Here is a 12,861-nt window from a genome sequence, read left to right as displayed (position 1 = left end):
GGGACACTTATGCCCCAGGTCTTTTAAGTAGTTCTTAAAGACAAATTAAGCAGAATCCGCTTCTTTCCCGCAGAAAGATCCTCTATTTAGTTATGTTGAGTCTCGTTTTAATTGTGCATCTCATAAAGCTTCCTTCTACAAAATGTTATTTTTCATAAATGAAGAATAGAAATGCAAAGTAATATGAATCAACAAAGACCAGTATTGGGAATCTATAGTATACAGGTAACCGTCTCTAAACTAAAAGGCCACACCATACATCAACAACATTTTATAAAATGATGTTATCGATAATATGAATTAATTCATTAATCTCAGGTTTACTTACTTGATCATTCGCTCCTACTACCTGGCCCTTATGTCTTAAATCATCTGTAATTAACGAAGAAAATATAACAACTGGCAATGCTGCTAAGTCAGGATTGTCTTTCACTACTTTTGTTAAATGATGTCCATCCATTTGAGGCATTTCTATATCGGTAATCATTAACTGAGCAGCTTCTTCTACTGGATGACCGTTCTCTATAGCTTTTGTTAAATAGTCTAATGCTTCACGCCCATTTTCGAAAAAGGTGATATCCTGGAATCCAGCAGCATTTAAAGTGTCTTCTAATAATTTTCTTAAAAGGGCAGAATCTTCCACAACAATTAGTTTCTTGTCACTTCTTTTTCTTTCACCTAATTTTTTTACTTGTTGAACATTGATTCCCGACTCCGGATTAATATCAACAACGATTTTTTCAAAATCTAATAATAAAATCATTTCTCCATTTAATTTGACTACCCCGATAATCTGACTTTCCGTTCCATAATATGTCTCAGATGGTTTTTCAATGTTTTCCCATGATATACGATGAATTTGTGTTACATTATGAACATGGAAAATTATTTTTGTTTTATTAAATTCAGAAACAATATACTTGTCCTTTTCAGGAGTATCAGAAGGAGGATAACCTAATACATTTGCAAGATTAACAACAGTTAATACTTCTCCCCTTAACTCCATAATCCCTTCTATATATGGGTGTGCGTGTGGGATTGGTGTGATAGGTACTGGATTAATGATTTCTTTAACCTTAATCACATTGATTCCAAAATGATTCTTTCCTACGCTGAATTCTACAATTTCTAATTCATTTGTTCCCGTTTCTAAAAGTATCCCTTTATCATTTTTCATTTCTGTTTGTCCTTTCGCTCGCCTAAAAATTCACTTATTTAGCCAGACTACATCAAATTATTTATACCTATCTTTTATATCGGACTTTTTATCCACTCTTAAAGTAGGACTCGCTAATTTCCCTAAATTCGAAAGACGAAAAGCTGTTCACCATCCGATAGTATTTCAGTCTCCACGATTTTTACTAGTAAATGGCTAAAAAAAATGCTGTTCATGAAAGAACAATAGGAAAATATTCCAATCCTCTCAAAGAATATTTTCTATCGTTAGCTTTCATGAACAGCTTAGTTTTCCTCTTCTATTGGAAAGAAGAAAAGTTTTTTCAATATCATTCTTCCTTTATACGTGCATGAATAATTAATCCGATAATAGTTAGAATGATTAAGGAACCTAGTGCAAATCTACTTGCCATATTACCATACTCAGCAAAAACAAATGTAATCGTCCCATATATTATAGGACCGATAATAGATGATACTTTTCCAGAAAAAGCAAATAAACCAAAAAATTGTCCTCTTTTCTCTTCCGGCGTAATTTCAACGATATATGATCTTGTTGTTACCCACATACTTCCAAGCGCTACTCCAAATAAACTGCCAGCTACCCAGAATAACCCTTCATTCTTAGCAAGCGTTGCAATAATTATCGCAATAACTAACAGTATCCCCACATAACGAACAGCTCTGTATGCACCAACACTTTTCGTTATATATCCAAAAACAAAGGAACCAATAATACTTGCAATAGTTGACACAAGATAAAGAACAATAAATTTACCAGTATCTAATCCAATAACCGCATTGGCATATGCAGACATCGTCGCAATAGTAGTAGCTAATGCATCATTTAGAAAAAAGTAAGCAAGCATAAAGGTGAAAATTTTCCGATAACTTTTCATTTGTTTAAAAGTTTCTATTATTTCTCGATATCCAGAAAGAACAGATTGTTTTTGGATATTTTCTTTTGGTGTATCTTTAATGAAAAAAAATAATGGCAAGGATAAAAGTAAAAAAAGAATACCAGTTGGAATAAAGGATTGATTATATGCCCCTTTATCTATAAAGAGATAAACAGTTAATCCAATCAGTGTTCCAATATAACCGATGGCTACACCAAAACCTGAGATTAATGGAATCTGTTCCTTTGTTCCTAAATCAGAAATCATCGTATCATAGAACACTAAGCTAGAATGATAAGTAAATTTAGATAAAACAAAAAAGAGGATAACAAGTGATAAAGATATCGGAATCCCAAATATCATTTGTGTAGACGGGATAAAAGAGAAAAAACCCATAGCTATGGTTCCAAATACGGTTAATAATGTTAATATAACAATATATTTTTTCTTTCTTCCAGTTCTGTCCATCATAACGCCAAATAATGGTGTAAAGATAACTAACAGAAAGCTGGCTAATGCATTCGCATATGAAATAAAAGTCGAAGCAATCTGTTTATTAACTTCATTTGAGCCAATCATATCTTGCAAATACATAGGAAAAAAGATAGTGTTAATATTAGACGAAAAAATAGTATTGGCCGCATCATAAAGGGCCCATGAGATTATAGGCAAAGAAAAATATAATGCCAGCCCTCTTTTTTTTATTTCTGTTTTATTAGTTATCGGTTCCATCTATTAAGCACTCCTCTCAAATAGCGGGTATGTAGGGATAAAACAACATACTCCTGTTTGTTCTCCTTAAGAACCATTTGGCTTATCCATAATGCTGTCGTCTTACTCACATTATGGATAAGCCCACAGGTTTATGAATTATTTTTTTACAACAATGGAACCTACAATTAAATCATGTAACGCTTGTTTTTTCTCCGTGAACGCTGCCAAAATAAAGCCTATTAATAAAATCCCTGAAAGGAGACTTGATACGATGTATCTTCCTAGACTTCTCCAGAAAGAAAGCTTATTTCCTTTCAAATCCTCTACCTTTAAACCTAATAATTTCTTTCCAATCGTCGCTTGCCATTTAGAGGAATGAAGCAGTGAATAATAAAAAAGACTAATAAACATACATACTGCCATCGTTCCCAAAAAAGCGGTCATTAATGAGCCTAATAGAGATAAAATTTCAGAATCAGATAATGCATTTATACTGGCTGGATCCATCAATAATTCATCCGGTATTTCCATTGAACTAATAAATAAAGCAAAAATGATATTGGAAAAAAATAATAATGGAATGCCTAAAATGATACTATCAATTGCCCATGCTCCAAAACGAATCCAAAATCCTGCATATTGAGGATGATTTTCCTTTTCTTCTATTTGTATAGTTGTTACCATTTATTTTCCCCTCCCCACTAATATGATAAATGGTATTTATTTTCTAAACAACCTTTTTTATGAAATGACTGCTAGCTTTACAATTATTAAACAAAAGAGAAACCTTCCTGCTCCTTGTCTTTAAAAGTTCATAAAATGTTTATTTGTTTTTTTCTAATTTGTGAAATGTCAAACAAACACCTAGACGATTTTATGCTATTAGAATACGCTAATAGTGTAAGTTGTGAAGGAAGAAAACCGAATATTATTTAATTAATTAAAGAGAGGACGAGTACACAATGAAGGGTACTGCAATTCTTTTTCACGATGACTTAACGGTAACTTTTCTAGAAAATGTCGATTTAGACACATGGAAAAAAACAGATAAAATGGACAATGGGAAACTGCTTTTAGAAAATCATCTGAATCAATCAAACCATGAACAACTTTTATTAATGGAAGAAGGCGTTGATTGGGATTATGGTTACTAATTAAATAGATATTAGAGCAAGCTTGGAGCAGGGATATATTCTTCTATCCCCTGCTCTTTTTATTTTGTTTTATGTATTTAAAACAATCATAGCTTTTGATATCATTATAGAATACGTTACGTTAGGAGACTTGATATGGAACATTTAATCAATAAAAAAGTTAAAAATATTGAGATTTCTGGTATTAGAAAGTTCGCTAATATGGTTGCTGGAAAAAAAGGAATGGTTTCTTTAACCATCGGCCAGCCTGATTTTCCCACCCCACTACATATTAAAGAGGCAGCAAAAACTTCCATTGATGAAAACTATACTTCTTATACACATAACGCTGGAGACCTTGCGTTACGGGAAGCGGCATCCCATTTTGTAAATAAAAAATATAATCTTTCTTATGATCCTTCCACAGAAGTGATTGTTACCGTGGGAGCTAGCGAAGCTATTGATGTGACATTTCGAACAATTCTCGACGGTGGAGTGGAGGTAATCCTGCCAGGACCTGTATATCCTGGATATGAACCAATTATTCGTTTATGTGGTGCGGTTCCTGTGCATGCTGATATTCGTCATACTTCTTTCCGTTTTACAGCTGACGTCATAAAAAAATATATCACGGAAAAAACAAGATGTATCGTCTTACCCTATCCGTCAAATCCAACAGGTGTCAGCCTAACAAAAGAAGAAATCAAGGAGATTGCAGCCCTGATTAAAGGAAAAGATATCTTTATTTTAGCAGATGAAATATACAGTGAATTACTATATGATCAAGAGCATGTATCCATTGCTCAATATCTACGCGAACAAACTATTGTGATTAATGGTCTATCTAAATCACATAGCATGACTGGATGGAGAGTTGGTCTATTATTTGCTCCTTCTTATCTTTGTCAACAAATCATTAAAGTCCATCAATATAATGTAACTTGTGCCTCTTCAATCTCGCAAAGAGCGGCATTAGAAGCTTTAACTATTGGTATTAATGATGCAGCACCTATGAGAGAAGATTATCAAAGAAGAAGAAAATATGTGTATGATCGCTTGTCCTCTATTGGATTGGATGTAGTTATGCCAGATGGGGCGTTTTACTTTTTCATAAAAGTGCCAACAGCTAAATTGAATTCTTTTGATTTTTGCCTTGATCTAGTCGATAAAGTAAATCTAGCAGTTGTTCCTGGAAGTGCCTTTTCTGAATTAGGAGAAGGATATTTTCGAATTTCCTTTGCCTATTCTATGGAAACATTGGAAGATGCATGCAATCGTTTAGAGGAATATGTAAAAATACATCTAGCAAAATAAAAAAACAGCTTCTAATCTTGGCTTTCACCGATTAGAAGCTGTTTTTTCAATCCCAATATTTATATAAAGCTTGTGTTCCGCTCTCATCTTCTCCTTTCGCTGACAGGCGGCTGTATAATGTTTCCGCAAGAGATAATCCTGGCGTTTCCATTTGCATTTCCTCTGCTTCTTTAAGAGCAATTCTCATATCTTTTATAAAATGCTTGATATAAAATCCAGGTTCAAAATCCCCTTTTATCATTCTAGGTGCTAGATTACTTAAGGAAAAGCTCCCAGCAGCTCCGCTTGAGATACTTTGCAATACCTTTTCAGGGTCTAGTCCAGCTTTTTGAGCATAAACGATGGCTTCACTTACACCAATCATTGTAGAAGCAATGGCAATTTGATTACACATTTTCGTATGTTGACCAGAACCTGCAGGTCCTTGATAGACAATATTAGTGCCAAGTATCTCGAATAGAGGCAGAAGCTGTTGGAAAACTGCTTCTTCCCCACCTACCATAATGGATAGCTTTCCTTCTCTTGCCCCTACATCTCCACCACTTACAGGGGCATCAACTGCATATATATTTTTCTTTTTCGCCTCTTCGTATATTTTCTTGGCAAGACTAGGAGTTGAGGTGGTCATATCGATTAAATATGTATTTTCTTTGGCATTGTTAATTAATCCTAGTTCTCCTAAATATATTTCCTCTACATCTTTCGGATAACCAATAATCGTAATAATGACATTTGCTTTTAAAGCAATTTCATGGGGACTGTCTGCCCATTCTGCTCCAGCAGCTACTAGTTCGTCTGCCTTTGCTTTCGTGCGGTTATACACCATAACAGGATACCCTGCATGCAATAAATGGCTTGCCATACTTTTCCCCATTACACCAGTACCAATAAAACCAATTATAGTTGTTTCTTTCGCCAACATCCGATCCTCTCCCTTTTTTGGCAAATAACTTTCTTTTTCTAATAGTATCATGAAAGCAGGTATAATTCTTCTATAGAATATTGAAAACTGCTAATAGAAAAAAACTACCCAATATCCCAATCTTTCTAAACCGATCGCATAATACTAGGTAGTTTTTTCTTTTACTTATTACGTAATACCCGCACAAGAAGCATTTTCATTATTTCCATTGCTATTACTGCTCCGATGGCCAACCCAGCTGCAATTAACCATTCGTTTAAGCCAAAGGAATCAGGAATGGCGAATACTTCTCTAGCAAAAGGCAGGATGGTAACTAAATAAAGCAAGAAACAAATACCAACTGCTCCTAATACATATTTATTAGAGAATAGGCCCACACCAAAGATTGTTTGGGTGCTAGAACGTGCAGCAAAGGTTTGCAAGGAACGAGAAAGGATTAACGTGGTGAAGGCCATCGCTACTCCTAATTCATCTGAATGCTGTAAACCAATATAATGAGAGATAATAACCGCAATACCAATTAATACCCCTCTTACAACGACCGCTCGAAGCGTCCCACCTGCAAAAATTCCTTCTTTCACGTCCCGCGGCTTTCGCTTCATAACACCAGGCTCTGACTTTTCCATTCCAAGAGCAATGGCTGGTAAGGAGTCGTTTACCAAGTTTATAAATAATAATTGTAATGCTGTAAAGGGATTTGCCCATCCTGCAATAACCGCAAACAAAATGGCTATAATAGCACCGAAGTTTCCTGCAAACAAATAACCAATTGATTTTTTGATATTGTCAAAAACAGTTCTTCCTACTCCTACAGCATTTACAATCGAAACAAAGTTATCATCCGTAAGAATCATATCGGCTGAATCTTTAGCAACATCTGTCCCGCTTCCCATTGCAATACCAATGTCTGCCTGTTTTAGTGCTGGCGCATCATTGACTCCATCACCTGTCATCGCAACAATTCGATTTTTCTTTTGCCAAGCTCGCACAATGCGGATTTTATTTTCTGGAGAAACACGTGCATATACAGATATTTGTTCTAATTTTTGATTCAGTTCTTCATCTGATAATGCATCTAATTCTTGGCCTGTTAAAGCAATATCATTATTCTCCATTAATCCGATTTTACGGCCAATGGCTTGTGCTGTGGTTTTATGATCTCCTGTAATCATTACTGTACGAATCCCCGCATCTTTTGTTTGCTCAATCGATCCGTAAACAGCTTCACGTGGTGGATCCATCATCGCCGTTAAACCAACAAGGATGAGATCCGATTCATCTTCTTCCGTAATAGTTCTCTTATCTTCGGGCACATGCTTATATCCATATGCAAGAACTCTTAATGCTTGATTGGAAAAATCCTCATTAGCCTCCTGCAACTTCTTTAACCAATCGTTTGTAAATGGCTCTTCCCTTTCATTTACTAATATTTTTGTCGCCCGGTTAAACATAACATCTGGGCCACCTTTTACAAGCATGAAACGTTTATTATCAATGGTATGAATCGTAGACATTAGTTTGCGATCCGAATCAAACGGTAATTCTGCTTCTCTAGGATATCTTGAGCGAATTTGTTCATAATTTCTTTTACCATCATTATAGAAGTTAATAAGCGCCACTTCTGTGGGATCTCCCACTTCTCTATTTTCTTTATTAATGTACGAATCATTACATAATACAGCTATATTCAGCAAAAAAGTTTCCGAATGATTCCATTGAGAAGGATCTGGTGGTAAATGTTCTCTTACTCCTTCCGGTATAAAATAATCGGTTACGGTCATTTTATTTTGTGTCAATGTTCCAGTTTTATCTGTACATATCACACTGGTAGAACCAAGCGTCTCGACTGCAGGCAACTTTCGTATAATAGCACTCTGTTTTGCCATTTTATTAGTTCCAACCGACAAGACAATGGTTACAATAGATGATAAAGCTTCTGGAATAGCTGCTACGGCAACGGCTACTGCAAATAGTAACGCATTAAGAATAGAAGTTGTAACATCAACATTTTCATCTCCTAACCATATTCTTAATGCTTGAATAGCAAAAATAAGAATAGATAAGAGAAGAATTCCTACTCCTAATTTTTTACTAAATTCGGCAAGCTTCTGTTGTAATGGTGTTTGTTTTTCCTCTGCCTTATTAAGCATATCAGCAATTTTACCAATTTCCGTTTTTTCCCCTGTACCGGTTACAACAAAGGTCCCTCGGCCATAAACGACTAGTGAACTACTGTATACCATATTAATCCGGTCGCCAAGTGCAGCTTCCTCAACTATTACTTTATCTTGTTTTTCAATAGCTTCTGATTCCCCTGTTAACATTCCTTCATTTACTTTCAGAGAACCACTTTCTAAAATACGTCCATCTGCTGGGATAAAATCACCAGCTTCTAGAAAGACGATATCTCCTGGAACTAACTCCCGTGCAGGAATTGTGATATTGGTATTATCTCGCCTTACTTTTGCCTCCGGTGCGCTCATATTACGTAAAGCATCTAAAGAACTTTCTGCCTTTTTTGTTTGAATCACACTAATAACAGAATTTAGCAATAACACTAAAAAAATAATAAGAGATTCAACAAATTTCCCCATGATTAATTGGATAATAATTACTAGTAATAAGACAATAACCATTGGGTCTTTAAACGTTTCTAAAAAGAGCTTCCAAGTTGGTATTTTTTCTTTATCTTGTAGCTCATTGTAACCCTCTTTTTCCAAGCTTTCTTTTACTTTGTCTGTTGATAGTCCTTGTTCAGATGACTGTAAATCTTTTAATACTGCTTCTTTATCCTTTTGATAAAATTCCACGTGACTTTATTCAACTCCTTATGATTCCGTCTTATTACACCTTAATGAAATGGAACAAATAAACTGTTCTTTGTTCATATGTATAGCGGCATACTTCTATTTAAAACCCCTTCCCATTATTTAATTTTTATAAACCTGTCTCAAAAAACAATGGAATAGTTGTATTTTGCCTCCATCTTTCCTTTTCATGTATGGTTGAAACTTTAAAGATAAGCAAAAAAAACTGACTAGAATCATCTAGTCAGTTCAAATAAGGGGAAAATGAGAATAGCGTTAAGCTAACTTGTAAAAAGAGCTTATGCTATTTTTATTTATACCCACTATTTTTAAGGATAAACCTGTTTTTTTAAGAAAGTTTCGCAGCTGCTTTTACTGCTTCCATAACTTCTTCCGTTGTAGACATTTGTAATGCTTTTGCTGCTAATTCTTCCATTTCTGCTTTAGAAAGATTTAGAATTTGTGATCTTGCTTTTAAGATAGATGTAGCACTCATAGAGAATTCATCTAAGCCTAATCCTAATAATAAAGGAATAGCTGTTTCATCTCCTGCCATCTCTCCACACATACCTGCCCATTTACCTTCTTTATGTGCTGCATCAATAACCATTTTAACAAGACGCAGAATAGAAGGATTGTATGGTTGGTAAAGGTATGAAACGCGTTCGTTCATACGGTCTGCAGCCATTGTATATTGGATTAAATCATTTGTTCCAATACTGAAGAAGTCAACTTCTTTCGCAAACTGATCTGCAAGCACTGCTGTAGAAGGAATTTCCACCATGATTCCTAGTTCGATTTTGTCTGCAACTTTAACGCCTTCAGACACTAAATTAGCTTTCTCTTCTTCTAAAAGAGATTTAGCTGCACGGAATTCATTTAATGTAGCAATCATTGGGAACATAATTTTTAGATTTCCATATGAGCTTGCACGCAGCAATGCTCTTAATTGCGTACGGAAAATATCTTTCTCCTCCAGGCAAAGACGAATTGCACGGAAACCTAAGAATGGGTTCATTTCTTTTGGCAGATCTAGATAAGGTAATTCTTTATCTCCACCAATATCTAATGTACGAACAACAACTGGCTTCCCTTTCATGCCTTCAAGAACAGCTTTATAAGACTCAAATTGCTCATCTTCTGTTGGAAGCTGATCTCTTCCCATGTATAAGAATTCTGTACGATATAAACCGACAGCTTCTGCACCGTTATTCGTTACCCCTTCTAAATCATTAGGTGTACCGATATTTGCAGCAAGTTCAACGTGAACACCGTCAGAGCTTACTGTTTGTTCATTAACTAGTTTAGCCCACTCTGCTTTTTGCTGTTCATATTGCTCGGCAACTTTTTTATAGCTTTCGACTACTTCAGGTGTTGGATTAACATGGATTTCTCCTTTTAATCCATCAACAATGACTAAATCGCCATTATTAATTTCTTCTGTTGCTTTTTTTGTCCCTACAACAGCAGGAATTTCTAAAGAACGAGCCATGATGGCAGAGTGAGATGTTCTTCCACCAATATCTGTTGTGAATCCCTTAACAAATTGGCGGTTAAGTTGTGCCGTATCAGATGGTGTTAAATCTTCTGCAACTACAACTACTTCTTCAGAAATCATACTTGGATTTGCTAAATGTACGCCTAAAAGGTGAGACATTACACGCTTTGTTACATCGCGAATATCTGCAGCTCTTTCTTGCATATATTCGTTATCCATTGATTCAAACATCGTAATAAACATGTCTGTTGTTTCTTTTAATGCAAATTCTGCGTTCACTAGGTCTGTTTTAATTTTGTCTTCAATAGGTGCAATTAATTCTGGATCACTTAATACTAATAAATGCGCTTCAAAAATAGCAGCTTTATCCGCACCAAGCTCTTTATTAGCTTTTTCACGAATAGCTTCTAATTCTGATTTCGCTTTATTTAAAGCTTCTTGAAAACGAGAAATTTCACTTTCTGCATTTTCCACACTAGTCTTTTCAAAAGAAAGATCTGGTTCAACTAGGCGATAAGCTTTAGCAATGGCTATTCCACTAGATGCAGCAATTCCTTGTAAAAAACTCATTATTCTGCTAAACCTTCTTTATTTAAAGTTTCTTGTAATCCATTAATTGCTTCCTGTTCGTCGTTACCTTCAGCAATAATTTTAATATCAGCACCTTGAGCAATACCTAATGACATAACACCCATAATCGATTTAAGATTCACTTTTTTCTCTTTATATTCTAATTGAATATCTGAGTCAAACTTGCTAGCAGCTTGTACTAAAAGAGTCGCCGGTCTAGCATGAATTCCTGTATCTGCAATAACTTTAAATTGTTTTTCTACCATAATAAAATCATTCTCCTTTATCGATTAAGTTATAAGATGTTAACATAAGCTAAACTTTTCAAACTTAAACAACCTTAATATAAACCAACAATTGTTTATCATAAATAATATATAATTTATATATTACAATTGTAAACTGAAAGCTATGTATTTTGTCGAAAAAAATTAATTGTCTATGTACACAAACTTTCTTTACAACCATTTATAGCATCTTCTAAAAAGATGAGAACAAGTAGAATAGTGTTCAAAATAGGCAGGTAATTTAAGTTTTTTGAAAAAGACATCTCAAATGAAAGAATAGCATTTCTTTGTTATATAGACAATCAAAATTTACTAAACGACAAAAAATAGTTAACTTTATGGGGAATTTTAGGGGAATTAGTCCAATTTTGGATGATTAATTCCTGTTTATAAAATCCCCAAAAAGTTAACTTTTATTCAATTAGCTGCATTTAACATTATCTAAAAAAAGAAACTGTACTTCTTGCAATGCAGACAAGGATTTACATAGAAACATTTTAAAATGAAAAATATATTGCATTATCTCCTTAAACAAGCTTAAATATTATTAAAACTTCCGAGTTACATTAATTCTATGTAAAAGTGATTACTTTTTCTAGACTTAGAAACTAGAGCATTTTCCAGTTTAATGCCATTACTCTCCAAGCATTAATGATTTAACTGGATCATGGACAAAAGAGAGGGAAATTATGAGATACAACCGGAATGAATCTTTTCGATATCAATTAACTGATTTTATAGATGCTACATTTACTGTAAAAGTTGACGAAGCTACTCTTTCTAGAAAAGGTTATGCTTTTATAAATAATATAAGCCCCAACGGGTTACGTTTCCGAACAGAATATGACTTACCAGCTGATGATACACGATTACTTTTGCAGCTTCAATTCCATCTAAATAGAAGAGAAATAGTAATGCCTGGTCATATATCGTGGAAGAAAAAAATCGGAAATCAATATGAATATGGCTTTGAAGGCACAGGAAACAAGGAAGCTAAGCAGCAGATTATCAGGGGACTAAAGGAACTTTCCCGAATAGAGAACAAAGAGACACCGTAATTAATTTACGGTGACCTCTATTGATAAACCCCGCTTATGAAAAGCGAGGTTTTCTTGTATTCACTATATATTATAGAGAGCGAATTAATTTCAACCCTCTAACTTCTCGGTTCATCCATATATTTATACGTAACATCTCCTCCTATTTCCGCAATTCCTTTAAAATGTTTAAAATCTTCCCTCTTTACTAATTCTGCACGGAATGTAAGAAAATCCTCTTTTTTTACTCGATAGCTTTCTATTTCTCTTTTCATTAACTTGTCTAAAACTTCTTCCGCTATTTCTTTATTCATCCTCTTCACCAATTAACCTTTCCTTCATTTTTTGACCATATTTTAAATTACTTTTTTACTTTAAGTAAAGAATTCTGCATAATTCCTTTTTATGTCACTATTTTTGATATTATTATGTATAATTCTACTAATTATGTTATAATATCATCTAATATCAGAAAAGTGTATGCATTTTAATCATCAAGGATAG

The 12,861-nt window shown here is 34.3% G+C and carries 11 protein-coding genes; 3 read left to right on the top strand and 8 right to left on the bottom strand.

All coding sequences use genetic code 11. The annotated features are described in order from the left end of the window. Positions 1-271 precede the first annotated feature (271 nt). The 3 genes from NSQ92_RS06015 to NSQ92_RS06005 form a co-directional block, all read right to left on the bottom strand. Positions 272-1,177 carry a chemotaxis protein gene (locus tag NSQ92_RS06015; RefSeq protein ID WP_061796799.1) on the bottom strand — a complete coding sequence of 302 codons (906 nt, stop codon included), beginning with the start codon at positions 1,175-1,177 and terminating at the stop codon, positions 272-274. A 328-nt stretch (positions 1,178-1,505) separates the two neighbouring features. Further along, positions 1,506-2,807 carry an MFS transporter gene (locus tag NSQ92_RS06010; RefSeq protein WP_047942972.1) on the bottom strand — a complete coding sequence of 434 codons (1,302 nt, stop codon included), beginning with the start codon at positions 2,805-2,807 and terminating at the stop codon, positions 1,506-1,508. A gap of 138 nt (positions 2,808-2,945) precedes the next feature. Further along, on the bottom strand, positions 2,946-3,473 hold the full coding sequence (locus NSQ92_RS06005) for an RDD family protein (RefSeq protein ID WP_047942971.1): 528 nt from the start codon (positions 3,471-3,473) through the stop codon (positions 2,946-2,948). Positions 3,474-3,751: 278 nt separating this feature from the next. Here NSQ92_RS06005 and NSQ92_RS06000 point away from each other — a divergent pair, with 278 nt between their 5' ends. After that, positions 3,752-3,943, top strand: coding sequence for a hypothetical protein (locus NSQ92_RS06000; RefSeq protein ID WP_047942970.1), 192 nt, complete (start codon positions 3,752-3,754; stop codon positions 3,941-3,943). Between the two features lie 135 nt (positions 3,944-4,078). Further along, positions 4,079-5,236, top strand: coding sequence for an aminotransferase A (locus NSQ92_RS05995; protein ID WP_047942968.1), 1,158 nt, complete (start codon positions 4,079-4,081; stop codon positions 5,234-5,236). A gap of 46 nt (positions 5,237-5,282) precedes the next feature. Here the strand turns inward: NSQ92_RS05995 and NSQ92_RS05990 are convergent, their stop codons facing one another. The 4 genes from NSQ92_RS05990 to NSQ92_RS05975 form a co-directional block, all read right to left on the bottom strand. Further along, the gene (locus NSQ92_RS05990) at positions 5,283-6,158 is read right to left on the bottom strand and encodes an NAD(P)-dependent oxidoreductase (protein ID WP_047943014.1); all 876 of its coding nucleotides are present in this window, start codon (positions 6,156-6,158) and stop codon (positions 5,283-5,285) included. A 161-nt stretch (positions 6,159-6,319) separates the two neighbouring features. Next, on the bottom strand, positions 6,320-8,968 hold the full coding sequence (locus NSQ92_RS05985) for a cation-translocating P-type ATPase (protein WP_061796803.1): 2,649 nt from the start codon (positions 8,966-8,968) through the stop codon (positions 6,320-6,322). A gap of 346 nt (positions 8,969-9,314) precedes the next feature. Then, the gene (ptsP, locus tag NSQ92_RS05980) at positions 9,315-11,033 is read right to left on the bottom strand and encodes a phosphoenolpyruvate--protein phosphotransferase (RefSeq protein WP_047942965.1); all 1,719 of its coding nucleotides are present in this window, start codon (positions 11,031-11,033) and stop codon (positions 9,315-9,317) included. After that, positions 11,033-11,299: a phosphocarrier protein HPr gene (locus NSQ92_RS05975; protein WP_016200927.1), complete on the bottom strand. Its 267-nt coding sequence runs from the start codon at positions 11,297-11,299 to the stop codon at positions 11,033-11,035. Before NSQ92_RS05975 ends, ptsP begins: the two co-directional genes overlap by 1 nt. 710 nt (positions 11,300-12,009) lie before the next feature. On the opposite strand from NSQ92_RS05975, the gene NSQ92_RS05970 reads away from it, so the two are divergent. Then, entirely contained in the window at positions 12,010-12,378 is a 369-nt protein-coding gene (locus NSQ92_RS05970; RefSeq protein ID WP_341152474.1) for a PilZ domain-containing protein, read from the top strand. Between the two features lie 98 nt (positions 12,379-12,476). Here the strand turns inward: NSQ92_RS05970 and NSQ92_RS05965 are convergent, their stop codons facing one another. After that, on the bottom strand, positions 12,477-12,671 hold the full coding sequence (locus NSQ92_RS05965; protein WP_047942963.1) for a hypothetical protein: 195 nt from the start codon (positions 12,669-12,671) through the stop codon (positions 12,477-12,479). Positions 12,672-12,861: the final 190 nt, after the last annotated feature.

Source organism: Niallia sp. FSL M8-0099 (genome assembly GCF_038006945.1).
In the GTDB taxonomy this organism is placed as follows: domain Bacteria; phylum Bacillota; class Bacilli; order Bacillales; family Cytobacillaceae; genus Niallia; species Niallia circulans.
Note: the sequence above shows the minus strand (reverse complement) of the source record. Positions and strands in the feature narration are given on the sequence as shown.

What these genes read in the sequence shown, in the direction of transcription:
- NSQ92_RS06015 (WP_061796799.1), bottom strand. Translation starts at nt 1,177, where the DNA reads ATGAAAAATGATAAAGGGATACTTTTAGAAACGGGAACAAATGAATTA.
- NSQ92_RS06010 (WP_047942972.1), bottom strand. Translation starts at nt 2,807, where the DNA reads ATGGAACCGATAACTAATAAAACAGAAATAAAAAAAAGAGGGCTGGCA.
- NSQ92_RS06005 (WP_047942971.1), bottom strand. Translation starts at nt 3,473, where the DNA reads ATGGTAACAACTATACAAATAGAAGAAAAGGAAAATCATCCTCAATAT.
- NSQ92_RS06000 (WP_047942970.1), top strand. Translation starts at nt 3,752, where the DNA reads ATGAAGGGTACTGCAATTCTTTTTCACGATGACTTAACGGTAACTTTT.
- NSQ92_RS05995 (WP_047942968.1), top strand. Translation starts at nt 4,079, where the DNA reads ATGGAACATTTAATCAATAAAAAAGTTAAAAATATTGAGATTTCTGGT.
- NSQ92_RS05990 (WP_047943014.1), bottom strand. Translation starts at nt 6,158, where the DNA reads ATGTTGGCGAAAGAAACAACTATAATTGGTTTTATTGGTACTGGTGTA.
- ptsP (WP_047942965.1), bottom strand. Translation starts at nt 11,033, where the DNA reads ATGAGTTTTTTACAAGGAATTGCTGCATCTAGTGGAATAGCCATTGCT.
- NSQ92_RS05975 (WP_016200927.1), bottom strand. Translation starts at nt 11,299, where the DNA reads ATGGTAGAAAAACAATTTAAAGTTATTGCAGATACAGGAATTCATGCT.
- NSQ92_RS05970 (WP_341152474.1), top strand. Translation starts at nt 12,010, where the DNA reads ATGAGATACAACCGGAATGAATCTTTTCGATATCAATTAACTGATTTT.
- NSQ92_RS05965 (WP_047942963.1), bottom strand. Translation starts at nt 12,671, where the DNA reads ATGAATAAAGAAATAGCGGAAGAAGTTTTAGACAAGTTAATGAAAAGA.